At 64.9% G+C, this 22,502-nt stretch carries 20 protein-coding genes; 5 read left to right on the plus strand and 15 right to left on the minus strand.

The genetic code is table 11. The features are described from left to right. Positions 1-54 precede the first annotated feature (54 nt). The 5 genes from ACZ1JY_RS06310 to ACZ1JY_RS06330 form a co-directional block, all read right to left on the minus strand. On the minus strand, positions 55-4,260 hold the full coding sequence (locus tag ACZ1JY_RS06310; RefSeq protein ID WP_465130716.1) for a translocation/assembly module TamB domain-containing protein: 4,206 nt from the start codon (positions 4,258-4,260) through the stop codon (positions 55-57). Continuing rightward, on the minus strand, positions 4,260-6,491 hold the full coding sequence (locus ACZ1JY_RS06315; RefSeq protein WP_465130717.1) for an autotransporter assembly complex protein TamA: 2,232 nt from the start codon (positions 6,489-6,491) through the stop codon (positions 4,260-4,262). Before ACZ1JY_RS06315 ends, ACZ1JY_RS06310 begins: the two co-directional genes overlap by 1 nt. Next, entirely contained in the window at positions 6,460-7,326 is an 867-nt protein-coding gene (locus tag ACZ1JY_RS06320; RefSeq protein WP_168903648.1) for an arginyltransferase, read from the minus strand. The genes ACZ1JY_RS06315 and ACZ1JY_RS06320 overlap by 32 nt, the downstream gene beginning before the upstream one ends. Positions 7,327-7,544: 218 nt before the next feature. Continuing rightward, positions 7,545-8,795 (minus strand): threonine ammonia-lyase, encoded by a 1,251-nt coding sequence (locus ACZ1JY_RS06325; RefSeq protein ID WP_118073367.1) that lies wholly within the window; start codon positions 8,793-8,795, stop codon positions 7,545-7,547. Between the two features lie 37 nt (positions 8,796-8,832). Next, positions 8,833-9,219: a VanZ family protein gene (locus ACZ1JY_RS06330; RefSeq protein WP_465130718.1), complete on the minus strand. Its 387-nt coding sequence runs from the start codon at positions 9,217-9,219 to the stop codon at positions 8,833-8,835. A 151-nt stretch (positions 9,220-9,370) separates the two neighbouring features. On the opposite strand from ACZ1JY_RS06330, the gene ACZ1JY_RS06335 reads away from it, so the two are divergent. Together ACZ1JY_RS06335 and ACZ1JY_RS06340 are read left to right on the plus strand one after the other, a co-directional pair. Further along, on the plus strand, positions 9,371-10,303 hold the full coding sequence (locus ACZ1JY_RS06335; RefSeq protein WP_168903647.1) for an NAD(P)-dependent oxidoreductase: 933 nt from the start codon (positions 9,371-9,373) through the stop codon (positions 10,301-10,303). Next, entirely contained in the window at positions 10,300-11,988 is a 1,689-nt protein-coding gene (locus tag ACZ1JY_RS06340) for an amidohydrolase (RefSeq protein WP_465130719.1), read from the plus strand. The genes ACZ1JY_RS06335 and ACZ1JY_RS06340 overlap by 4 nt, the downstream gene beginning before the upstream one ends. 155 nt (positions 11,989-12,143) lie before the next feature. On the opposite strand, the gene tatC is transcribed toward ACZ1JY_RS06340, so the two are convergent. From tatC to ACZ1JY_RS06375, 7 genes are all read right to left on the minus strand, one after another. After that, positions 12,144-12,962, minus strand: coding sequence for a twin-arginine translocase subunit TatC (tatC, locus tag ACZ1JY_RS06345; RefSeq protein ID WP_118073364.1), 819 nt, complete (start codon positions 12,960-12,962; stop codon positions 12,144-12,146). Beyond that, positions 12,959-13,360 (minus strand): Sec-independent protein translocase protein TatB, encoded by a 402-nt coding sequence (gene tatB, locus ACZ1JY_RS06350; RefSeq protein ID WP_118073363.1) that lies wholly within the window; start codon positions 13,358-13,360, stop codon positions 12,959-12,961. Before tatB ends, tatC begins: the two co-directional genes overlap by 4 nt. 27 nt (positions 13,361-13,387) lie before the next feature. Continuing rightward, positions 13,388-13,627: a twin-arginine translocase TatA/TatE family subunit gene (locus ACZ1JY_RS06355; RefSeq protein ID WP_118073362.1), complete on the minus strand. Its 240-nt coding sequence runs from the start codon at positions 13,625-13,627 to the stop codon at positions 13,388-13,390. A 66-nt stretch (positions 13,628-13,693) separates the two neighbouring features. Beyond that, the gene (gene scpB, locus ACZ1JY_RS06360) at positions 13,694-14,305 is read right to left on the minus strand and encodes an SMC-Scp complex subunit ScpB (protein ID WP_465130720.1); all 612 of its coding nucleotides are present in this window, start codon (positions 14,303-14,305) and stop codon (positions 13,694-13,696) included. Then, complete coding sequence (locus ACZ1JY_RS06365; RefSeq protein WP_465130721.1) at positions 14,302-15,120, minus strand: segregation and condensation protein A; 819 nt, start codon at positions 15,118-15,120, stop codon at positions 14,302-14,304. Before ACZ1JY_RS06365 ends, scpB begins: the two co-directional genes overlap by 4 nt. Continuing rightward, positions 15,120-16,136 (minus strand): beta-N-acetylhexosaminidase, encoded by a 1,017-nt coding sequence (nagZ, locus tag ACZ1JY_RS06370; RefSeq protein WP_465130722.1) that lies wholly within the window; start codon positions 16,134-16,136, stop codon positions 15,120-15,122. Before nagZ ends, ACZ1JY_RS06365 begins: the two co-directional genes overlap by 1 nt. A gap of 64 nt (positions 16,137-16,200) precedes the next feature. Then, positions 16,201-16,851, minus strand: coding sequence for a TetR/AcrR family transcriptional regulator (locus ACZ1JY_RS06375; protein ID WP_162895980.1), 651 nt, complete (start codon positions 16,849-16,851; stop codon positions 16,201-16,203). A 114-nt stretch (positions 16,852-16,965) separates the two neighbouring features. Here ACZ1JY_RS06375 and ACZ1JY_RS06380 point away from each other — a divergent pair, with 114 nt between their 5' ends. Both ACZ1JY_RS06380 and ACZ1JY_RS06385 read left to right on the plus strand, forming a co-directional pair. Further along, positions 16,966-17,415 (plus strand): Rieske 2Fe-2S domain-containing protein, encoded by a 450-nt coding sequence (locus tag ACZ1JY_RS06380; RefSeq protein ID WP_465130723.1) that lies wholly within the window; start codon positions 16,966-16,968, stop codon positions 17,413-17,415. After that, on the plus strand, positions 17,331-18,011 hold the full coding sequence (locus ACZ1JY_RS06385; protein ID WP_465130724.1) for a hypothetical protein: 681 nt from the start codon (positions 17,331-17,333) through the stop codon (positions 18,009-18,011). Before ACZ1JY_RS06380 ends, ACZ1JY_RS06385 begins: the two co-directional genes overlap by 85 nt. Before the next feature lie 31 nt (positions 18,012-18,042). Here the strand turns inward: ACZ1JY_RS06385 and ACZ1JY_RS06390 are convergent, their stop codons facing one another. The 3 genes from ACZ1JY_RS06390 to ACZ1JY_RS06400 all read right to left on the minus strand — a co-directional run bounded on the left by ACZ1JY_RS06390 (position 18,043) and on the right by ACZ1JY_RS06400 (position 21,386). Next, positions 18,043-18,810, minus strand: coding sequence for an SPOR domain-containing protein (locus tag ACZ1JY_RS06390; protein ID WP_465130725.1), 768 nt, complete (start codon positions 18,808-18,810; stop codon positions 18,043-18,045). A 22-nt stretch (positions 18,811-18,832) separates the two neighbouring features. Further along, complete coding sequence (gene argS / locus ACZ1JY_RS06395; RefSeq protein ID WP_465130726.1) at positions 18,833-20,581, minus strand: arginine--tRNA ligase; 1,749 nt, start codon at positions 20,579-20,581, stop codon at positions 18,833-18,835. 142 nt (positions 20,582-20,723) lie between these two features. Beyond that, positions 20,724-21,386, minus strand: coding sequence for a hypothetical protein (locus ACZ1JY_RS06400; protein ID WP_118073356.1), 663 nt, complete (start codon positions 21,384-21,386; stop codon positions 20,724-20,726). 135 nt (positions 21,387-21,521) lie between these two features. Between ACZ1JY_RS06400 and ispH the strand changes: the two genes are divergently transcribed. Then, positions 21,522-22,490: a 4-hydroxy-3-methylbut-2-enyl diphosphate reductase gene (gene ispH / locus ACZ1JY_RS06405; protein WP_118073355.1), complete on the plus strand. Its 969-nt coding sequence runs from the start codon at positions 21,522-21,524 to the stop codon at positions 22,488-22,490. Positions 22,491-22,502: the final 12 nt, after the last annotated feature.

Below are 22,502 nucleotides of genomic sequence, written 5' to 3' on the forward strand. Positions count from 1 at the left end.
AACGAAAAGCTGGAGGGGCTGCTCGCAAGAGTGGCCCCTTTCGCTTTGTGGGTATCAGTAGTCCTTGCTGACCTTGAGGTTGAGGCTTTCGTCGCCAATCGTCGAAACCGTACCCAGCAGGGCTAGCCAGCGGGTTATCCGAAATTCGACGGATGTCGCGTTGTAGCCCGCGCCATCGGTCACGAGTTCGACGAAGAAGCGGCGTCCGATGTACTTGCCCACGGCAATACTGGTCCCCGATCCCACTGTCGGGTCGGCGCCGACAATACGCAGACGGTCGAGGCCAATCGCGGCACGCAGCTTGTTGATCGGGTCTAGCCCGCCACCACCGCGCAAACTGGCCAGGGCCGAAGCCAGTTGCACAGCTTCGGGCGCGGAAATCTGCGAGATCGAGCTGCCGAACAGAATGCGGCTGAGCAGTTCCTCCTCCGGCAGCGAGGGTGTCGACGAGAATGCGATGATCGGCTTGTTGCCGGTGCCGGTGATCGAAATCTTGGCGTTGATATTGTTGGCATCGCCCTCGGCGACGATGTCCAGTTGCGGGTCTACCGGGACTTCACCGGTAAAGCGGATGCGCCCGCGCGTCAGTTCAAAGCGCTTGCCGGCAAATTCATAGCCACCTCGCACCAGATCGGCGGTGCCGATGATCTGCGGCGCGGCGGTCGTGCCGCGCAGGCGAATATCGGCGCCCCACTCGCTTTCAAGACCAAGCCCGCGCACATCGATGCGATTGGCGCCCGATGCGTCGATCAGGAAGCGCCAGGGCGCTGCGGCAGCCCTGGCCGGGGCGGCATCGGCAGGGGCATTGATCTGGCGCGTCGCGATGACCGGCAGTTCCTGCACCGCGCTCGCCCGGCCCAGTGCCCAGCGCGCACTTTCGATCCGCACCCGGCCAGCAATGGTTCCGCCCACGCCATTGCTGACGATGCGCAAGGGCCCGGTGACGGTCGCCGCCATGTCATCACGCGAGATCAGTTGCGCGTTACGTGCAGAGAGCTTGAGATCGATCGTCGGACCATGTTCGGATAGTTCCGCAAGCCCGATCGTGCCACTTCCGCTGACCCTGCCGCCATTGGTGGTTACCCCGGAGAAACTCGCCAGTTGCAGGCGGGAATCGGTAAAGGTGCCCGTCACTTCGACCTGCCGGAGATCGGTGCCGGTAAGCGTGCTCTGCACACGCAACCCTTTCGAGGCGACTGCGCCCTGCAGTACCGGCGCGGTAATGGAACCCGAGATATCGGCCCGCACGCCCAATGGCCCGGTAAGATCGAAAATCTCCACGCCTGACAGGCGCCAGAGCGATTCCGCTGGTCCGGAATAGCGCAGTTGCCCGGCAAGCCGTCCGCTCTCGAGCCGGTCCATGAAACCGCCGCCGCGCGGCAAGCCATTGACCACGGCCTGCAGGCGACCGCGAATGTCATTGCCCTCGCGGATCACGGTTCGCATCTGCAAGGTTTCCGGATCGAGCTTGGCGACAAGCGCCAGATCGACGGGACGCGAGGTGAGGACCAACCCCGAGCGCGACAGGCCCCGCACCATCAGCGCAGCATTACCCGAAGGCGCGCCTTGCCCGTCATTGTTGTATTCAACGATGCCGGACGCGACGCCGCCAAGGCCAAGATCGGCCACGACGATGTCCGCCACTGAAAGCGGCATGCGCGAAAGCAGAAGACGCAATTGCGTCGGCCCGCCCAGAACGTGGCCTTCGGCAATCAGGATACCGCGCCCGAAGCCGATCTGGGTGGGGGAAAGACGCCAGCCGTCACCCTCACGCGTCAGGATCGCACGGCGCGGCATGCTGACTTGGCGCCCGGCGTATTCGCCCGAAACATAGGTCACGATCTGGTCGGGCGAGAAGGCAGCAGTGCCTTGCAGCGCGAACTGCGTACCTCTCCGGCCCGAGACCGAAGCGGTTACCGAACCACTCCCGTCCTGCAGATAGGCCGAGGCGGCAAGCTTGCCGATGAAGACCTTGCCCATGCCGATACCTTCGGCAAGCAGCGTGCCCTCGATGGTCGAATGCCCATCCTTGATCAGGCCGGTTGCGTCGATCTTGGCGTTACCGATGGACAAGGGCCGCGCCCCGCCGAACCGCGCATTGCGGGCGATGACGTTGGCATCGAAGCCTTGTCCGCCTTCACGCGGGCTGAGCAGCACCGTACCATTAAGTCCGCCGCCTGCCAGCGCGATCTGTCCGGCGACGCCGTCATTGCCAAACGTGACACCGCCGGTCACGTCCGTCTGCCATACCCGGAACTGCTGGATGTCTATCCGGGTGCCCTGCCCAGGTGGCATGAACAGGCCCAGTGTCCCGGTGAACGGCCCCAGCGTGGAATCGCCTGCCGTCTCGATACGGAACCCGTCCGCAATGGGCGAGAGCGCCACGCGCACGTCTTTCAAACCAGCAGCGGGAAGCGGGCTCGCGAACACCAGCACGGCGTTCGGACCTTCGTTGGTCATCGCCGCCTGCACGGTGAACGCCCCGTAATCGGCATGACGGCCACTGCCGGCCAGCGATGCCGCGCCGCCCGGCAACACCTTGCCATCCAGCGCCATCTGCAGCTTGGCCGAACTTATCCGAGCCTTGCGGAACGTCACTGGAATGCGCTCCCCCAGCGCAAGGCCGCCGGTGAAGCGCACTCCACCACCGGTGAGCGTCTGCAATGTCGCGTTGTCGATCCGCGTCATGCGCCCGGCGAGGTTTGCCTGCAGGGTCCACGGCACGCCATTGCCGATCTTGAACAGGATCTTGGCCGTGCCGTCGACTGCGCCAAGGTTCTGAATCGCGAATCCTCGAGCCACAACCGGCCCTGCCAGGGCATAGCCGCCGCGGGCCATGTCGCCGCTCAGCGCAAGGCGCGCGGCCAAGCCCTTCATCGTCAGCGCCAGATTGTCCGAAGTCAGGCGATTGCCGGCAAACACCAGATCACCATTGACGCGCGCGCCGGGGAAGCGCGGATCGATCATGGCATTGCCGGTGACGACCCGCTGCGCGCTGACATTCAACGGCAGTACAAACCGCTTGCCGTCCCATGTCGCCGTGCCGGACGAGCGCAGGCCCTGCGCATCGAGAGTGCCGAGCCGCAGCCGCTGCACCGCCACTTGATGTTCGATGGCAAGATCGGAGAACGCACCATCAAGCGTTGCGTCGATCGCCACCCCAGCAAGCTGCGGGGCAGAAACCAGCCGTTCGGGCCTGAGCACCAATGCCCTGACCTTCAGATCTTCAGCCTCGTTGTTCGCAAGATCAAGCTTGCCCTCGGCCCGGACCTTGAAGGCATCACCTGCGGCGCGCAGCGTGCCGTTAAAGGTCTTGTCGGCAAAGGTTCCGTCATACAGCAGCGAGAGCGTCTGCCCGACCGCTTGCCCCGCCGTGCCCTTGAGCATCTCGCCCGGCCAGACCTGGCCACCAAGGCTGTAGGCACCAGCGCGATTTGCGAGTTGAAACGCGGCCAACCGTTCCTCGCCAATGGTCGCGTAAGCCACGCCGTCCCAGCGCGTCCAACCGCCCTTGCCGCCAACACGCGCACGAATGTCGCTATCCGCGCCCAGCATCTTGGCCATCATGCCGTCGCGTGGCGCGTCGTAGGCAAGCTGGAGATCGAACTTGTTGCGATCAGGCTCGCTGTCGAGCCTGAACACCACGCGATCGCCCGCGACCTTTCCGTTGACGTCGACGATGGCGTGGCCCCCGCGGATATCCGCCTTGGCAAGCACATCGACGCGGCGCTTCTGCCCTGCCATGGCCGGAGATAACGTGAGGTTGTCGATGACCAGTCTATCAACACGGATGTCGAAGTTCGGGAGAATCGGCGCGTCAGGATCTTCGCTGGGCCGCAGCCGGGGCGCCCGGCGCAGCACGCCGCGATGCAGGGCAAGCAACCGCACGTCGAGCCCGGTCTTCAGCCAGGCAAGCGGTCGCCAGTCCAGTTCAGCCTCGGGCACGGTCAGGAAAACGCCTTCCGGATCGCTCACCCTGATGTCGCGCAGCTTCGCGGCTCCGTAGATGGACCCGTCGATCCGGCCGATCTCGATCCTGAGACCCGAACCTGGCGTGATGGCGGCAATGCGGTCCGCAAGCAGCCGGTGGCCGAGCGAGGAATCGAGAATGACCAAAGCAGCCAGCACCAGCGCGATGCCCGCCACGAACAGGATTGCCAGCCGCCGCGCCGCGCCGCGCACGAAACGCGACCTGCGCGATGGTATCGGCTTTGCCGGCTCGGCTGCAGGCTGGTCTGGCAGAGGCACTTCGTCCGCCATCAGAACGCCTGACCCAACGCGACATAGACGCCGATGCGGCTGTCGCCCTTCGACGGATTGAGCGGCGTTCCCAGATCGATGCGGATCGGGCCGAAGTTTGTTTCATAGCGCAGGCCGATGCCCGCGCCCACCTTGATGTCCCGCAAGCGCGGCGTCGTCGTCGTGTCCACTGCACCGGCATCAACAAACGGCACCAGGCTTACCGCGCCGCCCAGCAGTCCGGTTTTCACGCGCGCTTCAAGCGAGAATTCGCTCAAGGCGCGGCCTCCGCTCGGTTCGCCCGCCGTGTCGCGCGGGCCGATGAGCTGGAAGCCATAACCTCGCACCGACCCACCGCCGCCGGCATAGAACCGGCGCGATGGCGCGATGTTGGTGATGTCGGTTCCAAGGATCGTGCCGAACCGCACGCGCCCTGCCACGACCAGCTTCTCGCCCACCGGTTGGTAATAGCTGGCATCAAGTTGCGCCTTGCCGTAGCTCGACTTCACGCCATTCTGCACCGAGATTTCCGGAGAGACGCGCAGGCCCACGCGGAAACCGCGCGTCGGATCGAGCAGGTCGTCACTGCCGTCATAGGCTGCCCGCATCGGCAATGCGCCGATGAAATAGGTCTTGCGCGCCTGGCGGGCGAGGATCGCCGCAGCATCGCGTTCTCCCGTGGCCAGTATCTCGAGGCCTGCCGAGAACACCCATGGCTTCTGGAACAGCAGGGTCTGCTGCCGCTCAAGCCCGGCGGTGAACGAAACCGTCCGCGCCTCGAAAGCGCTGCTCGTCTGGTTGCGCGCATAGAGATCGGCATTGAGCACGAGATCGCGCGTCAGGAAATTGTTGCGGCGGAAGGTCAGGCCGGCAAGCTGCTCCTGCGTGCCTGCAACCCCGCGTACGCGCACCATGCCTTCGGGCGGGAAGAAGTTGCGGTGCTCCCAGCTGGCCTCGACACGGAAGCCCTCCCCGCTCGAATAACCGATCAGCCCGGCAATGGTCCTCAAAGGCGCAGGGGTGAGCGTTACATCGACATCGACCGTGCCGGGAGTTTGCCCGTCAGACTTCGCCACCTCACGAGCCTCGACCGTCAGCGAGGAAACCAGCCCGGTCGCCAGAATTGCCTGCCGCAGATCGTCGACTTCCGACCGTTTGAAGCGTTCACCCGGATCGAAGCGCGCAATCCGCTGCAGATGCTTGGCACTCAGGAAGCGATCGCGCGAGGAGTTGATCTTGCCGAACTGATAGACCCCGCCCGGCGTCACAGGCACCGTCAGATCGCCCTCGCGCCGTTCATGGTCGATCAGCAGGTCAGGGTCACCCAGCTTGGCGAAGGCATAGCCTGTCTCGCCCAGCGCCGTCTGCAACGAGAGGCGTTCGGCCACGATCCTGTCGCCGTTGATCGCGTCGCCGGGCTGGATCTTGAATGCCCCGCGCAGGGCCTCGTAATCGGGACCTGTCGACGAAAGCTCGCCCAGCGCAATCTGGCCGACCTTGTATTGTGGCCCCGGTTGCACGTCGAAGCGCACGATCACCTTCTCGACATCGATCGGCCCTGCAGCTTCGCCCTCGGCGCGATCCCCAAGTCCCCCGAGGGTCTGGTAGATCTGCGCATCGTAATAGCCGTAGACGCGCATGACCTCGGCCAGCGTCTCGCGATCGGTCCGGGCGCGCCGGACGATCTGGGCAAGGTTGTCCTCGTCGTCGTCGAAGGATTTGAGGCTCGACAAGCCGGCAAACCGGTCGACGATGTCGCCTGCATCGGCAATGGCGTCCGTGCCGCGCGGGAACGCGACCTCCACCTGCTTACCCACGCGCGATACATCGGCATCGGCCAGCCGGACGCTGGCGGGCGCGTCACCCTCTTCCTGCCCCGGCAGGGCGTCGACCGCCGCATCGGTGGACTGCTCGGCCACGTCGATATCGGGATCGGGCGTGAGAGGCTGAATATCGGGAATTTCACTCCCGTCCGGCCACGGAATGGTCATGCCGGGAAGGTCCGGCATGGCGGTATCGGTCTCGATCTGCTCGATCACGGTCGCAGGCGGCGCACCCGTGCGCGCGGCTTCGGTATCAAGCGCCCAGGCATCCGCATTGTCGAGCGCGGAATCGGGGATCAGCGCCTCAAGCTCCTGATCCGCATCGCGCGATTGGGCAAAAGCCTGCACCGGCAGGGCCAGCAGCAGGACCGCCGCCAGGATGCGCGCCAGCGAAAGGTCAGGTGTGGGCGTAGCGCTCCTGCGCGCCATGAACCCCATCCTTGAGGCTGCCTTCGATGCCGCTTCGGGCAAGCTCGGCATCGGCCCCCTGCCGTGCAGCGACGGCGCGCTCGATGGCGCTGGCCTGTTCAGCAGGTTCGAACCGTTCCCAGCCATCGCGGCCCAGTTTCTCCATCGGGCGGAAGCGCACCTTGTATTGCATGCGCTCCGATCCTTCGACCCAGTAGCCGAGATAGACATACGGCAGGCCGACCTGGCCTGCTCGCTGGATATGGTCGAGGATGATGAAAGTGCCAAGCCCGGACCGCGTCTCGTGTTGTGGATCGTAGAAACTGTAAATCATCGAGAGGCCATCGCCCTGCTCGTCGGTCAGACAGGCCCCTACCAGTCTGCCCTGCGAACCGTCGGTGGTCGGCTCCCTGTATTCGATCACGTAACTCTTGACCGGGGTGTGTTCCACCATGTCCGCGAAGTCCATCTCGTCCATGGCTGCCATCCCCCCGCCCGGGTGACGCACGGCGAGATAACGCTGCAACAGCTCGAACTGTTCCGGAGTTGACCAAGGTTTGCACACACTTACGACAAGATCGCGGTTGCGCTTCCAGATCCGCTTCTGCGTTGACGAGGCGGTGAACGAACCGGCCACCACTCGCACCGAGATGCACGCGGTGCATTCGACGCAGCTGGGACGGTAGGCAACGGTCTGGCTGCGACGGAAGCCGATGCGGCCCAGCGCATCGTTCAATTCATCCGCATTGGGGCCTTTCAGCTCGGTAAACACCTTCCGTTCGCTTCGCCCCGGCAGGTACGGACACGGCGCGGGGCTGGTTACGAAAAAGCGCGGGAAACGGACGGGCGCGGTCACGGCGGGGCTGATGCTCCTGAGGCCGGACTATCCGGCGTGTCAGCAACAAACATGCCTCAGCCGGGCAAATCCTAAAAGCCCGTTAACTACCTTTTCCTGCACAAATCCGCGCCATTTCCCGACCGGAATGGGGATTTGACCAAGGCCGAAGGCACGAGTCCCCGGTCAGGACAGTCCTCGCTGCAAAAGTTAACGCCGCCCGCCGCAGCTGCGCAAGGTCAGCCCAGTTCGACCTGCTCGAGATCGTAGCCCTTGGCACGCAGCCCTGCGACCAGCCTGTCGATCTGCTCGCGGTCCCGCGCCTCGCACTCGATCTCTGCCGTGAGCCCCTTGGCGGGCAGCGAGGTGAAGATGCGCTGGTGCCAGACTTCGAGGATGTTGACCTGATGCCGGTTGAACTCCTCGACCACCTTGAACAGCGCGCCCGGGCGATCCTGCAAGGTGATGCGCAGGCGGCCAAGTCGGCCGGACCGTGCCAGATCGCGCAGCAGCACGTTGGCCAGCAGGCGCGTATCGATATTGCCGCCGCACAGCACGATGCCGACCTTGCGCCCGGCAAACCGCTTCTTGTGCGTCATCACGGCGGCCAGTCCGGCTGCGCCGGCGCCTTCGACAACGGTCTTTTCGATCTGCAGCAGCACCGCAACGGCGCTTTCCAGCGCGGCTTCGCTGACCAGCACGACATCATCGACGATGCTTGCCAGAACCTTCGAGGTAAATTCGCCCGGCTCCTTCACCGCGATGCCTTCGGCCAGCGTATCGCCACCGCAAGGCAGATCGAGATGCTTGAGCTTGGCATACATCGACGGGAACAGTTGCGCCTGCACGCCGACCAGCCCGATGCCCGGCTTGATCCCGCGCGCGGCAGTGCCCATGCCCGAAAGCAGGCCGCCGCCGCCGATCGGAACCACCAGCGTCTCGATTTCCGGCGCGTCTTCCAGCATTTCCAGCGCGACGGTGCCCTGCCCGGCCGCGACACGCGGATCGTCGAACGGGTGAACGAAGGTCAGGCCCAGTTCGCCTTCCAGCTTGCGCGCATGCGCGTAGGCTTCATCGAAGGTTTCACCCTCGAGCACGACCTTGCCGCCCACGGATTCGGTCTGCATCACCTTAACCGTCGGCGTCGTGCGCGGCATGACGATGGTGACGGGCATTCCCAGACGCGTGCCATGATAGCTCAGGCCCTGGGCGTGGTTCCCGGCCGAAGCCGCGATCACCCCGCGCGAACGCTGCTCCTCGGTCAGCTGCAACAGCGCATTGAGCGCACCGCGCTCCTTGTATGCGGCCGTGAACTGCAGGTTCTCGAACTTGAGCCAGATGTCGGCCCCGGTGATGTTGCTGAGCGTCTTGCTGTAGAGCGTGGGCGTCCGCACTACCTGGCCCGAAATTCGCTCCGCCGCCGCACGAACATCGGCGAGGGTCAGCAGGGATGATCCCTGGGTTTCGGGTTTGAGCGCTACGTTTTCCATGGCCGCGCCCTAACGGAAAGCGGCCTCCAAGAAAACCTCAAGCTTTGGCGGAATCGGACCCCAACTCTGTCAGCCAGCGAAAACCGGCCACTGGAATCATGGCAACGAGGATCGCCGCGCTGTCTGCCACCCAGTCACGCCAGTCCGAGTCGCGGTGAAGGAAGGGGATCAACTGCACCACTTCGATGCCGGCCCCGACAACCGAAAGCCACACCGTGGCACGCAGCAGCGATGCCCTCGGCCAGCCCACGCCAGCGAGCAGCGAGAGCGTGAAGAACGCCAGCATATGTGCGAACTTGTCGCCAAGATTATCGATCGGCAGGCTCGGCGGCTTGGGCAAGACTGCCATGACCAGCGCGAACACGAACGCTGGCCAGAAGGCAAGCCGGGCGACGCGGGAGAGGAGGTCGATCAGGCGCTGCATCGCCAACAGGTATGCTTTGCCCTCGCCCGGCAGGCAAGCAGCCACTCTCGCTCAGCCACTGGCGCTCAGCCACTGGCGCTCAGCCACTGGCACTCAGCATCTGGCACTCAGCATCTGGCACTCGGCAGCAAACCGGATATGAATGCGTATCATGAGCGACCAGACACCAGCATCGACCGGGGCAGCAACCGCCCCCGCAAACGTTTCCTTCCTCGGCCTTGGCGTGATGGGCGGCGCGATGGCGCGGCATCTCGGCCAGGCGGGACACACCCTCACGATCTACAACCGCACCACCGCGCGTGCCGAAGCCTGGGCGGCGGCCAATCCCGGCATTTCCGTCCGCATTGCCACCAGCCCTGCCGAGGCTGCTGAAGGCGCCGATGCCGTCATCACTTGCGTCGGCAACGACGATGATCTTGCCGATGTCGTGCTCAGCCCCAACGGCGTGTTCTCGACCCTGAAGCGCGGTGCGCTCTACATCGATCACACCACTGTCTCGGCCCGCATCGCCCGTCAGATTGCGGTCGAGGGGCGCGACAAGGAGCTGCTCTGCGTCGATGCCCCCGTGACCGGCGGGCAATCGGGTGCCGAAGCGGGCACGCTAGCCATCATGTGCGGCGGCAGCGCCAAGGCGGTCGATGCCGCGAGGCCCATCCTTGCAGCTTATGCCAAGCGCGTCGTCCATGTCGGCAAGTCGGGTGCCGGGCAGACCGCCAAGATGGCCAACCAGATGTGCATCGCGGGCACGCTTGCCGGCCTGTCCGAAGCGATCCGCTTTGCCCAGATCGCCCATCTCGATCTCGAAAAGGTGTTCGAGGCGATCTCCGGCGGCGCTGCGCAGTCGTGGCAGATGGACAACCGTTTCCACACCATGGCCAAGGACGAATTCGACTTCGGCTTCGCGGTTGATTGGATGCGCAAGGATCTCGGCCTTGCCATGGACGAGGCGCGGAACCTTGGCGCCAGCGTGCCGGTCACGGCGCTGGTCGACCAGTTCTACGTCGACGTGCAGGCCATGGGCCATGGGCGTGAAGATACCTCGGCGCTGATCCGTCGCCTCCCGCGCCGGGCCAAGAAAGCATGAAGCGCCTCACGCTCGCCGCTCTTCTTCTTGCCACAGCTCCATCCGCCTATGCCGACACCCTGATCGACAACGTGCGCGGCACCACGATTGGCGCCGATGGCAAGCCGGAGCAATTCACCGGCCTCCTGTTCGACAGCACAGGCATCGTCACGCGGGTGATCCACGCCGGGGACAAGAAGCCCAAGCCGCGCAAGGAATACCAGTACCACATCGACGGCAAGGGCAGGGTCATGCTTCCGGGCATGATCGATGCGCACGTCCACGTGATGGACATCGGCTTTGCTGCGTTGAGCCTCGACCTTTCCGACACCACCTCGCTTGCCGACGCTCTCAACCGGATTGCCAAGTTCAGCGCCGAACACCCCGATCGGCCGTGGATCATCGGACGTGGCTGGAATCAGGAAAAGTGGCAGCTTGGCCGTTTCCCCACCGCTGCCGAACTTGACGCGGTTACTGGCGGCAGGCCGGTCTGGCTGCAGCGCGTGGATGGTCACGCTGGCTGGGCCAACAGTGCGGCGCTCAAGGCTGCAGGTGTCACGGCTGCAACCAGCGACCCGGCAGGCGGCAGCATCGATCGTGCCCCCGATGGTGCCCCGCGCGGCGTGCTTGTCGATGCCGCGATGGAGCTGATCGAGGCAAAGGTCCCCGCACCGCGCCCCGAAGACCGCGATCTGGCGTTCGCCAATGCCCAGCAGATCCTGTTCAAGCGCGGCGTCACCGCCGTGGCCGACATGGGCACCGGGATCGAGGACTGGCAGGCCTACCGCCGCGCGGGCGATGCCAACAAGCTCTATGTCCGGATCATGGCCTATGCCCGCGGACCTGAGCAGATGGTTCTGATCGGCGGCCCCGGCCCCTCACCGTGGCTCTATCAGGACCGCCTGCGCCTCAACGGCGTGAAGCTCTATGTCGATGGCGCGCTCGGGTCGCGCGGCGCCTGGCTCAAGGCGCCCTATGCCGATGCACCCGCCACGCGTGGTCTCCCGCAACTGAACCAGACCCAGCTCGGCAACCTGATGAGCCGTGCGGCGATGGACAACTTCCAGGTTGCGATCCACGCCATCGGTGATCAGGCCAACGCCACTGTCATCGGCGCAATCGCCGACCTTTCCGAAACCTACAAGGGCGACCGGCGCTGGCGCATCGAACATGCCCAGATCGTCGATCCGAAGGACATCGCCCGTTTCGCGGCGAGCGGCGCCATCGCCTCGATGCAACCGACCCACCAGACGTCCGACCGCGTGATGGCGCAAGCGCGGCTCGGCCCTGATCGCCTGGCCGGCGCCTATCCGTGGAAGTCGCTCAAGGCCGCCGGCGTGCGCCTTGCCTTCGGGTCTGACGCTCCGGTCGAACTGGCGGACCCGTGGGCCGGGCTTGCCGCAGCCGTCAGCCGTCAAGGGGTGGACGATCAACCCCCGGGTGGCTGGCAGCCACAGGAGCGCGTGACGCCTGCCGAAGCACTGGCGGCCTACACCGCCGACGCGGCCTATGCAGGATTTGCCGAAAGAAAGTTCGGCCGCCTTGCGCCCGGACTTCGCGCGGACTTCGTGCTGGTCGATACCGATCCGCTCACCGCAAATCCTGCACAGCTCAGGGCGACGAAAGTCATGGAAACGTGGATCGGCGGGGGCATGGTGTGGTCTGCCGAAAAAGGGCTGGAAACCGAAACGCCTTCAAAGCGTTAGGGTGGCGACGCGGAAGGCTTGGGGGGCGCTCTTTCCGGATGCTGCCCAACGGCTGCGTCGCGGAACCCGCCCTCTCACCCAAGGTTTCGCGAGTCCCGATGGGCTCTGATTGCCGATTACCGAAACGGGGGCCTGACCGCCCCCGTTTCTTTCTGTCAGGGCAGGAGAGGCGGTGTCTCGCCCGCGGCCAAGGCCGCAGCTTCAGCTTCTTCCTCGGCCCTGCGCTTTGCATCGGCCTTTTCGGTGAAGCGCATGAGCAGCAGCGTCCCCTCGAACAGGATCAGCAGCGGAATCGCCAGCATCAATTGCGAGACGACATCGGGCGGCGTCGCCACCGTTGCCACGGCAAAGATCACCACGATGGCATAGCGCCGCGCCTTGACCAGCTGGTCACGGCTAACGATGCCCGCGCGGTTCAGCAGCATCAGCAGCACTGGCAGCAGGAAGCTGATCCCGAAGGCGAGGATGAACTGCATGACCAGGCTCAGATAATCGCCCGTGCCCGGCAGCGCCTCAAGTTGCAGGCCACCCTTGTTGCCCTCAAAGCCCAAAAACCATTTGAACGCGGTCGGCATCACCACGAAGTAGGCAAGACTCGCCCCCGCCGTGAACAGCACCGGCGTTGCCAAAAGGAAAGGCAGGAACGCCCGCTTCTCGCGCGCATAGAGGCCCGGTGCGACGAACGCCCAGAGCTGGTTGGCGATCACCGGGAAGCTGACGAAGAACGCCGCGAACATCGAAACCTTCAGCTCAACGAAGAACGCCTCGTAAAGCTTGGTGTAGATCAGTTTGCCCTGCCCCGGCGGGAAGGCATGGACCAGTGGTTGCGCCAGCAGCGCGAAAATGTCGTCGGCAAAGTAGAAGCTGACCGCAAAGGCAATCGCCAGCGCATAGACACAGCGCAGCAGCCGGGTGCGCAATTCCAGCAAGTGATCGAGCAGCGGGGCCTGCGTCTCGTCGATGTCCGAGATCATGGCAGCGGCGCTTCCGGTCTGGCGGTCTTTTCCTCAGGCGGCATCGGCCCGATCATCACCGGATCGGCGGGCGCATCAGAAGGCAGCGGATTCGGGAACGGATCGTTCTGATCCTCGGCGGCAGCCACGGTCTGGCCTTGCGCGGCGGCGGCGGCTTCCTGGGCCGCGGTCTCACGCATGATCCGCTCGTTCTGTTCCTTCCACTTGCGCTCCATCTCCTCCATTTCCGCCTCGCGGATCATGGTCTCGATGCCGGACTTGAAGTGGTTGGAGACGCGCCGCATCTTCGCCACCCACCGCCCTGCGGTGCGCAGCGCCATCGGCAGGTCCTTCGGGCCGATCACGACGATCGCCACGATGACCAGCACCAGAAGTTCGGACGCGCCGATGTCGAACACGGCCCTGTCGCCTTGTCTTACAGGAGCTTACTGGGCCTGGTCGGTGGACGTCGGCGTGGGCGCAGGGGCAGGAGGCGGCACCTGCTGCTGCTGGATTTGCGCAGGCGGCGGCGTGACCGGCTTGTTGTCCTCGTCGTTCATGCCCTGCTTGAAGCTTTTGATGCCCTTGCCGAAATCGCCCATCATTTCGGAAATGCGGCCACGGCCGAACAGGATCAGCACGACCAGCGCAAGCACGATCAGGTGCGGAAGGGAAAGACCACCCATGTCACTAACTCCTTTGCGTTCCCTAGATAGGGACCGCGCGCCCCACATGCCAGTTTTTCCGTCGCGTCAGTCGGCGTCTTCCCCGCCTGACGGATCAATCGCCCCCGTGTCCCCATCCTCGCCCCCCGTCAAGACGGCAAACGCTTCCTCGACCGGGTCAAGCAACCCGGCAGCACGCAATTCCTCGATTCCGGGCAGGTCGCGCCGCGAACTCAGGCCGAAGTGCGTGAGAAATTCCGGAGTCGTCGCATAGATCGTCGGCCGCCCGGGCACCTCGCGCCGCCCGGCGATGCGAATCCAGCCCGCCTCCAGCAGCACATCCAGCGTGCCCTTCGCCGTCTGTACGCCGCGAATCGCCTCGATCTCGGCACGGCTGACGGGTTCGTGATAGGCAACGATCGCCAGCGCCTCGGTCGCCGCCCGGGAAAGCCGACGCGGCTCTTCCTTTTCGCGACGCAACAGATGGGCAAGATCGGCTGCCGTCTGGAAGTGCCAGCGCCCGCCGCGCTCGACGAGATTGATCCCGCGCTCGGCATAGGTCTGCGCCAGCGTTGCCAGCGTATCGCCCACCGCCGCGCCGCCCAGATGCGCAGAGATTTCCAGCGCGGTCATCGGCTGCTCGGCGGCGAACAGCGTTGCTTCCACCGCACGTTCCAGATCGTCGGGCTGCCCACTCATGCCGCTCGTCCTGAGCTTGCCGAAGGGGCGGCCCTCAGCATCAACGGCCCGAACGCTGCATCCTGCGCCAGTTCGGCGCGGCCCTGCTTGGCCAGCTCCAGCGCCGCGAGAAAGCTCGAGGCCAGGGCAGACTTGCGCAAGGCAGGATCGGCCTCCAGCGGCAGGAAAGCCCGCAGGTCGGTCCATTCCACCGCGATGCCCAGCATCTGCGACACCCGCGCCAGCGCGGCGTCAAGCGTCACCACCGCCCGCTCGCGCACCATGTGAACCACGGGCTGGCTGCGCAGCTTGATCGCCCCGTAGGCCTGGATCAGCGAGAACAGATCGGACTTCCACAGCGCCTTGCGGTCAACGCGAAGGCCCTCGGGACGGCCCCGCAGGAACACGTCGCGGCCGGTGCGGTCCCGCCCCATCAGCCGCGCGCCTGCCTCGCGCATCGCGCCCAGGCGCTGCAGCCGCAACTGCAGCTTGAGCGCCAGTTCCTCGGGACTCGGCTGCACCTCGGGATCGCGCGGCAGCAGCAGCAATGACTTGAGATAGGCCAGCCACGCCGCCATCACCAGATAGTCCGCCGCCAGCTCCAGCTTCAGCGCCTTGGCACGATCGATGTAGTCGAGATACTGGCCGACCAGCTCAAGGATCGAGATCGTGCGCAGATCCACCTTCTGCCGTCGCGCCAGTTCCAGCAGCAGGTCAAGCGGCCCTTCCCAGCCATCAAGCTCGAGATAGAGCGCCGCGTCGCCGGTTGGTGCAGTGGCAATGCCGTCCCAGACCTCGTCTCCGTCAAACAGCGCGGGGGCGACGTCGCCTGCCATCACGCAAGTTCCAGCAGCCGGTCACGAGTGGCAAGGAGCGCAGTCTGGGCCGAGATATCCGCAGGTCCATCGAACGCTGCCGTGCCCTGCAAGGCGCGCTCCAGCCGCTCTGCCGTCTTCGCACTCATCGGCGCGAGACCTGCGGCAATGCCGATCATGTCGTCCATCTTCGCCCAGCAATTGAGCGCAAGGTCGCACCCCGCCGCCTGCGCGCGCACGGCCCGTTCGGGCACCGTGCCGCCCAGCGCCTGCATATCGAGATCATCGGTCAGCAGCAGTCCGTCAAAGCCGATCGCCTTGCGGATCACCTCGCCTATCACGAAAGACGAAAGCGTTGCCGGGTTCTCGGCATCCCACGCGGTGAACCGCAGATGCCCGGTCATCGCAATCGGCGCATCCTTCAGCGCGCGGAACGGCGCGAGGTCCAGTTCCAGCTCCTCGGCACTCGCCGTAACAACCGGAGTTTCCTTGTGGCTGTCGACCATCGACCGGCCATGGCCCGGCATGTGCTTGACCACCCCTGCAACCCCTGCCCGCGCCAGTCCGTCAAGCGTTGCCCGGCCCAGCGCTGCCACGCGCATCGGCTCGGAACCCAATGCACGGTCGCCGATCACGTCATGCGCGCCGGGCTGGCGCACATCGAGCAGCGGCAGGCAATCGACGCTGACGCCCACCTCGGCCAGATCGAGCCCCAGCGCATGGCCATTGGCCCGCGCCGCCTCGATCGCGCTGGCAGGAGCCACGTCGTAAAGCCGGTCAAAGCGCTCGCCCGGCGGGTAAGCCGCCCAGACCGGAGGCTTCATCCGCGCAACGCGCCCGCCTTCCTGATCGATGCAGATGAAGGTACGGTCCCGCCCGTGCAGCGCGCGCAGGTCATCGGTAAGCGCACGGACCTGCGCCCGGCTTTCGACGTTGCGCCCGAACAGGATGTATCCCGCCGGGTCCGCATCGCGAAAGAAGGCGCGCTCGTCATCGGTCAGGGTCAGGCCCGAAAGCCCGAAGATCGCTGGCAGCATGGCTTTGAACTTGCGGTTTTCAGGCACTTTGACAACCCTTCCCGGCGCACTCACCGGGGATAATTCACCGGCTTGCCACCGGCATGAGTACAGGCCCGATCATGTGTGAGATGGCGCGCTCGATCCAAGCCTCGTCGGATGGCTCGGCTCCGGTCATGCTCCGCACAAGCTCGCTATTGCCAAATGTGATGAGCGCGGACCCGATCAGGCTGAAATAGGCCACCTCGGGTCCTGCCCCGGCCAGCCGCCCCTGCCTTGCCAGCGCTTCGAAAAGCGGGGCAAGCAGTTCCCAGACTGGGCGCCCGAATGTATCGACAAGCCATTCGTGGCGCTCGGACGCGACGGAGAATTCCTGCAACATCAGCCGCGTCAGGCGTGGCTCCTCGGCGAAGGTGCGCAGGAAACCGGGCAACACGCGATGGGCGGTGGCAACCGCATCGATCAGCGTATCTCCCGACAGATTCTCTCGCAGATGGGCCTCACCCTTGCGCGCAAAGGCGTCCAGCACCTGCCGCCATAACATGAGCTTGGTGGGGAAGTAGTAGGCCAGATGCCCCTGCTCGATCCCGGCAGCCGCGGCAATCGCCCGCGTGCTGGCGGCGGAAAACCCGACCTCGGAAAACACCCGCAACGCTGCCTCGAGCACGACGCGACGGTTCTCCTCCCCATCATAGCGGGCAGGCTTGAGAATCCGGTTCTGCGCATTGTGCTTCATGGCCCTTGGCATGGCTGGTGGCGGGCAGGTTGGCAAGACGTGTTTGTCGCTTGACAAATATCCTTGTCGAGCGACAAACAAAGCATAGCAAAAGCCGATTCATGGGAGCCAGGAATGTACCCGCTGACCACCACGCAGCACTATCCCCGCAATCAGTGGTGGGTCGCCGCCTACTCGGCCGAGGTCGGGGAAGCGCTGATGATGCGCGAGATCCTGGGAGAGCGCGTGCTGCTCTATCGCACGCAAGCCGGAGATGCGGTGGCGATGAGCGCGATCTGCCCGCACCGTGCCTATCCGCTGGAACAGGGCCAGCGCGTTGGCGATGCGGTACAGTGCGGCTACCACGGCTTCACCTTTGGCCCGGATGGCACATGCCTGCGCGTGCCGAGCCAGACCGGCGTGCCGCAAAGTCATCGCTGCGCCGCTATCCTGTGGTCGAAACTGCTGGCCTGGTCTGGGTGTGGACCGGCGATGTTGACATGGCCAGTTCCGCCCAGCTTCCCGACCTTGGCGCGATGGGGCTTGGCCGCAACGACTGGGCGGTCGAACAGCATGCACTTGTGACGATCAATGCGCGTTACACCCTGCTGATCGAGAATCTTCTCGATCTGAGCCACGTCAGCTTCATTCACGCCACGACCATCCCGGGCGGTGAAATGGTTGCCTCGATCCCGGTGTCGGTCGAGGAAACCGCGCAAAGCATCACAGTTGTCCGCAAGGGGCAGAACCTGCCCGCCAATCCCCTGATAAAGATGCAGTTTCCGGGTCAGGAAGATCCGGTCAACCAGGACTTCGACGCCGAATACATCTCACCCGTGCTGGTGCGGACCGGCGGCGCCATGTCCGATGCAGCCAGTGGCCGGTCGCTCGGCACGCAGAACTATATTCACCTGATCACGCCCGCATCGCCAACGCGCGTGCACTACTTCGTGAACACCGCCCGCGACTTTGCCGTGAACAACCCCGCGATGGGCCAGATGCAGATCGCCATGGGCACGAAAATCCAGCCGGAAGACATTGCCGCAATCGAGGCAATCGAACTGGTCCTGCAATCGGACGCGACGCTGCCAACCGAAATCAGCGCCCGGGTGGACAACGGCGCTTTGAAAGTGCGCCGCCGCCTCGAAATGCAGATCAAGAGCGAGCAGGCGACCGCCTAGCGCCTGCAGAAGCGCTGGCAGGGGGACACGATCAGCGCTTCACCTGGCACTTCAGGCCACCGGCCTGCAACCGTGAGCAGAGCGCGCTGGCCGAGGCGAGATCACCGGCTACGGCCTGAAGGCGATAGACAGTGCCGATGTCGGCCTTGCCCTCGACCACGCGGTGCGAGAGGCCCTTAAGGGCTTCATGGTTGGCAATGAGCTTCTGCCAGCCGGCTTCCGCCGCTGCATTGGACGAGAACGCGCCAACCTGCACGCCGACGCCGCCGGTCGCAGCGGCCTGTGTGGGCTTTCGCGCCGGCGTCGCACCAGCGCTCGGCTTGGCCGAAGGAGTAGGCGACGGAGCGACCGCCGGGGTTGGCGAGGCGGAACCGGCAAGGTTGGCGACGGGCTTCTCACCCTCGCTGACCTTGAAGCTGGAATCGCCGGTGCCTTCGAAAGTCTTGCCGCCGGGGTCCTTGGGCGCGACCTTGTAGGGTTCGCGGCTTGCCTCGATCAGGCTTCCGTCAGCTCCGGCAGGCCCTGCCGTTCGGTTGCTGGCATACCAGATCCCGCCGACCAGCGCCGCGAGCACAAAAAGGCCCATCACGGCAAAGCCGATCAGGCGACCGTTGCCGCTGTCTTCGTCCTCACCATCGATATCGTCAGCGCTTTCGAGCCAGGGAAGGCGCTCCTCGTCACCCAGGGCAAGACGATCCCCTGCGGGTTCCGCCATCTCGGCAGAGACATCGAACGGTTTGCCCGGCTCTTCGTCCCACGAATTCTGCCCGTTTTCCCCGTTCATGCCAGACCCGTTCATGAGTGACCTGCCCCGATTGACGTCAAAGTTCTTGCGCTGCCTCAACGCCCAATAGCGCCAGACCGTTACGAATTACCTGCCCGATTTGTTGGGCGAGGAAAAGGCGGGCTGCAGTCATTGCGGAGTCTTGTGCCACAATGAAGCGCTTCTCGGGCCGGTCATTCCCGAGATTGTAGTAGGAGTGGAACGCCGAGGCGAGATCATGGAGGAAGAATGCGATGCGGTGCGGTTCGCGCGCAACGGCTGCGGCTTCGACCGTGCGCGGGAATTGTGCCGCCAGCTTGACCAGCGCCAGCTCCTCCTCGCCCAGCAGCGACAGGTTTTCTCCTGACGGCGCAAAGCCTTCGTCGGCGCCCTTGCGAAGGTTCCTGCAGATGCGCGCGTGGGCATACTGCACGTAGAACACCGGGTTGTCCTTGCTGGCTTCGACCACCTTGTCGAAATCGAAGTCCATCTGCGCGTCGGGCTTGCGGGTGAGCATGGTGAAGCGCACCACGTCCTTGCCGACCATCTCGACAACATCGGCCAGCGTGACGAAATTGCCGGAACGCTTGGACATCTTGAAGGGCTGGCCCCCCTTCATCAACTGCACCATCTGCACCAGCTTGACCTCGAAGGGCTTGGCCGTGCCGCCCTCGGCGCTGGTCAGCGCGGCGACGGCGGCCTTGATCCGCTTGACCGTGCCGGCATGGTCAGCCCCCCAGATATCGACGAGGGCATCGGCCGTCTGCGCCTTCTGGAAGTGATAGGCGAGGTCGGCCCCGAAGTACGTCCAGGCGCCGTTCGACTTCTTGATCGGACGGTCCTGATCGTCACCGAACTTGGTCGAGCGGAACAGCGGCAGTTCGACCGGCTCCCAGTCCTCCAGCGTCTTGCCCTTGGGTGCTTCGAGAATGCCATCATAGACCAGATCATGCGCACGCAGCCATGCTTCGGCCGCGTCCACCTTGCCCGAGGCCTGAAGCTCCGCTTCGGATGAGAAAAGGTCGTGATGGATGCCGAGCGTGGCAAGATCGGCACGGATCATGTCCATCATTGCCGCCACGGCGCGGGTGCGGAACAGGATCAGCCAGTCCGCTTCGGGCGCACCGACATACTTGTCGCCAAACTCCTCGGCCAGCGCCTTGCCCACCGGGACAAGGTAATCACCGGGGTAGAGGCCTTCGGGAATCTCGATGCTTTCGCCCAGCGCCTCGCGGTAGCGCATGTGCACCGATCGGGCGAGGACATCGACCTGCGCGCCGGCATCGTTGACGTAGTATTCCTTGGTAACCTTGTGCCCGCTGAACACCAGCAGGTCCGCCAGCGCATCGCCGACCACCGCGCCACGGCAGTGGCCCATGTGCATCGGGCCGGTGGGATTGGCCGAGACATATTCGACGTTGACGACCTTGCCGCCGCCCATGGTCGAGCGGCCATAGTCCGCCCCCGCCGCAGCGATCAGCGCGAGTTCGCCGCGCCAGGCATCGTCTGTCAGCCGCAGGTTGATGAAGCCAGGCCCGGCGATCTCGGCGGAGACGACGCGCGGTTCCTTCTCGAGTTCGGCAACGAGTGCCGTCGCCAGAGCGCGCGGATTGGTGCCCGCAGGCTTGGCCAGCACCATCGCGGCGTTGGTGGCCAGATCGCCGTGGGAAGGATCGCGCGGCGGCTCGCACGTCACCGCGCCTTGGTTCAGGCCGGCGGGGAGAGTCCCTGCGGTTTCGAGCGCGGTCAGCGCGGTGTCGATTACCGAGGCGAAGTCGGCGTGGAGGTTGATCCGGGCGTCAGTCATGGGCGGGCGGTTAGCCCAATCGCGGACAAAGCGAAAGGGCATCGATTTGCCTGCCGTTCAGCGCGCCGAGTTGCCGCTCTGCCCCCGAGACTTGACCGAGAGTTGGGGGAGAGTTGCCCCTCTGCCCCCGAGAGTTGGAGACTTACTTGCGGACGTTGTACTGCAGCTGCGCCTCGGTCAGCTGGAAGCCCACGAGCAGTTCAAAGTTGGCCTTGGCCAGGGCAGCCTTGACCTCGGGCTGCGACAGCGGATCGACCGCGGCGTCTTCGTCGCCGGCGCGACGCTTGCGCGAGATGCGCTTGACGATGTCTTCAGGCAGCGATGCCTCCGCCTTGTCCACATCGGCGCCGGCCTGCGCCCGCCCGGTGGCGCGGTCCTGCCCGTCGGCGAAATCGATCACGACCTTGCCTACGCGCTTGGCGACGACGATGTTGCCGCCGCGCATGACGGTGGAGAAATAGGGCAGTTCCACACGGCGTGCGCCGACTTTGCTCGACCGACGGGCAAGTACGTCGAAGCTGGCGACAGAGTGGAGCTTCGAACCATCGGTGCACTGGGCGCGCAGGTTGGTGATGGTCGCCTCGATATCGATAGCCGCCGAATCGGTGCGGGACGGATCGCTGAATACCGTGACGTCGCCCGTGTAGTCAGGAATGCCGACGCGCGGGCAAGGATCGCGCAGCGCCGTGACGCCTACCGCGTCATCAACGACGAGTTCCCCTTTCTTGCCGCCGCAGGCCGAAAGCGCGAGGGCTGCCACGAGCGGGGCGCCCAGAATTGCGATACGGCGGGCACTTGCGTTCATGGGCACTCGATCCTCGATACTTGCAGCGTCTGATCGACCGGAAACCGAACTCCAGCCAACATTTCGGCCACCTCTACCCACCCCGGCCGCTTTCGGCAATGGCGGTAGGGCGCGGTTGCTGCTAAGGGCCGCAGGATGAACGCCAGCTTGCCAGATGTCGCTGCCGAAACGGCCCCGTTACGCCTTCTGATTGCCGCCCCGCGCGGCTTCTGCGCCGGGGTCGACCGGGCGATCGAGATCGTTGAGCGCGCGCTGCAGCGCTATGGCGCGCCGGTCTATGTCCGGCACGAGATCGTGCACAACCGCTTCGTCGTGGACGGCCTCAAGGCCAAGGGCGCGATCTTCGTCGAGGAGCTGGACCAGGTGCCCGATGGCGCACCGGTGGTGTTTTCCGCGCATGGCGTGCCCAAGGTCGTGCCGCAGGACGCAACCGCGCGCGGGCTCGACTGGCTGGATGCCACTTGCCCGCTGGTGTCCAAGGTGCATCGCCAGGCCGAGCGGCAGGTGGAGGCCGGGCGGCACATCCTGTTCGTGGGCCACAAGGGCCATCCCGAAGTGATCGGCACGATGGGTCAGGTTCCGGAAGGCGCAATCTCGCTGGTCGAAACCGTGGAAGACGTCGCCAAGCTGGCGTTCGCGGCTGACACGCCGCTGGCATTCCTGACGCAGACGACGCTTTCCGTGGACGATACTGCCGAGATCGTGGCCGCCCTGCGCGCCAAGTTCCCGCAGATCACGGGCCCCAAGGCCGAGGACATCTGCTATGCGACTTCCAACCGACAGGAAGCGGTCAAAGCGATTGCCGGCGAATGCGATCTGCTGCTGGTGATCGGCGCGCCGAACAGCTCCAACTCGCTCCGCCTGGTCGAAGTGGCCGAGCGCATGGGCACGCGCTCGCGCCTGATCCAGCGCGCGAACGAGATCGATCCTGCATGGCTTGATGGCGTGAACACGCTGGGGCTCACTGCCGGAGCTTCCGCGCCTGAAGTGCTGGTGCGCGAGGTTGTTGCCAAGGTCGGTGAATTGCGATCCATCACGGAAGAAACGGTGACCACCGCCGAGGAAAAGATGGTGTTCAAGCTGCCGCGCCAGCTGCTCGACTAAGGCGCAAGAAAC

The organism is Novosphingobium sp. BL-A-41-Hi4B-X5A (genome assembly GCF_055521705.1).

Bases quoted from the DNA above. Each gene is read 5' to 3' on its own strand.
- ACZ1JY_RS06310 (WP_465130716.1), bottom strand. From the start codon at position 4,260: ATGGCGGACGAAGTGCCTCTGCCAGACCAGCCTGCAGCCGAGCCGGCA.
- ACZ1JY_RS06315 (WP_465130717.1), bottom strand. From the start codon at position 6,491: ATGGCGCGCAGGAGCGCTACGCCCACACCTGACCTTTCGCTGGCGCGC.
- ACZ1JY_RS06325 (WP_118073367.1), bottom strand. From the start codon at position 8,795: ATGGAAAACGTAGCGCTCAAACCCGAAACCCAGGGATCATCCCTGCTG.
- ACZ1JY_RS06330 (WP_465130718.1), bottom strand. From the start codon at position 9,219: ATGCAGCGCCTGATCGACCTCCTCTCCCGCGTCGCCCGGCTTGCCTTC.
- ACZ1JY_RS06335 (WP_168903647.1), top strand. From the start codon at position 9,371: ATGAGCGACCAGACACCAGCATCGACCGGGGCAGCAACCGCCCCCGCA.
- ACZ1JY_RS06340 (WP_465130719.1), top strand. From the start codon at position 10,300: ATGAAGCGCCTCACGCTCGCCGCTCTTCTTCTTGCCACAGCTCCATCC.
- tatC (WP_118073364.1), bottom strand. From the start codon at position 12,962: ATGATCTCGGACATCGACGAGACGCAGGCCCCGCTGCTCGATCACTTG.
- ACZ1JY_RS06355 (WP_118073362.1), bottom strand. From the start codon at position 13,627: ATGGGTGGTCTTTCCCTTCCGCACCTGATCGTGCTTGCGCTGGTCGTG.
- scpB (WP_465130720.1), bottom strand. From the start codon at position 14,305: ATGAGTGGGCAGCCCGACGATCTGGAACGTGCGGTGGAAGCAACGCTG.
- ACZ1JY_RS06365 (WP_465130721.1), bottom strand. From the start codon at position 15,120: ATGGCAGGCGACGTCGCCCCCGCGCTGTTTGACGGAGACGAGGTCTGG.
- nagZ (WP_465130722.1), bottom strand. From the start codon at position 16,136: ATGCTGCCAGCGATCTTCGGGCTTTCGGGCCTGACCCTGACCGATGAC.
- ACZ1JY_RS06375 (WP_162895980.1), bottom strand. From the start codon at position 16,851: ATGAAGCACAATGCGCAGAACCGGATTCTCAAGCCTGCCCGCTATGAT.
- ACZ1JY_RS06380 (WP_465130723.1), top strand. From the start codon at position 16,966: ATGTACCCGCTGACCACCACGCAGCACTATCCCCGCAATCAGTGGTGG.
- ACZ1JY_RS06385 (WP_465130724.1), top strand. From the start codon at position 17,331: ATGGCCAGTTCCGCCCAGCTTCCCGACCTTGGCGCGATGGGGCTTGGC.
- ACZ1JY_RS06390 (WP_465130725.1), bottom strand. From the start codon at position 18,810: ATGAACGGGTCTGGCATGAACGGGGAAAACGGGCAGAATTCGTGGGAC.
- argS (WP_465130726.1), bottom strand. From the start codon at position 20,581: ATGACTGACGCCCGGATCAACCTCCACGCCGACTTCGCCTCGGTAATC.
- ACZ1JY_RS06400 (WP_118073356.1), bottom strand. From the start codon at position 21,386: ATGAACGCAAGTGCCCGCCGTATCGCAATTCTGGGCGCCCCGCTCGTG.
- ispH (WP_118073355.1), top strand. From the start codon at position 21,522: ATGAACGCCAGCTTGCCAGATGTCGCTGCCGAAACGGCCCCGTTACGC.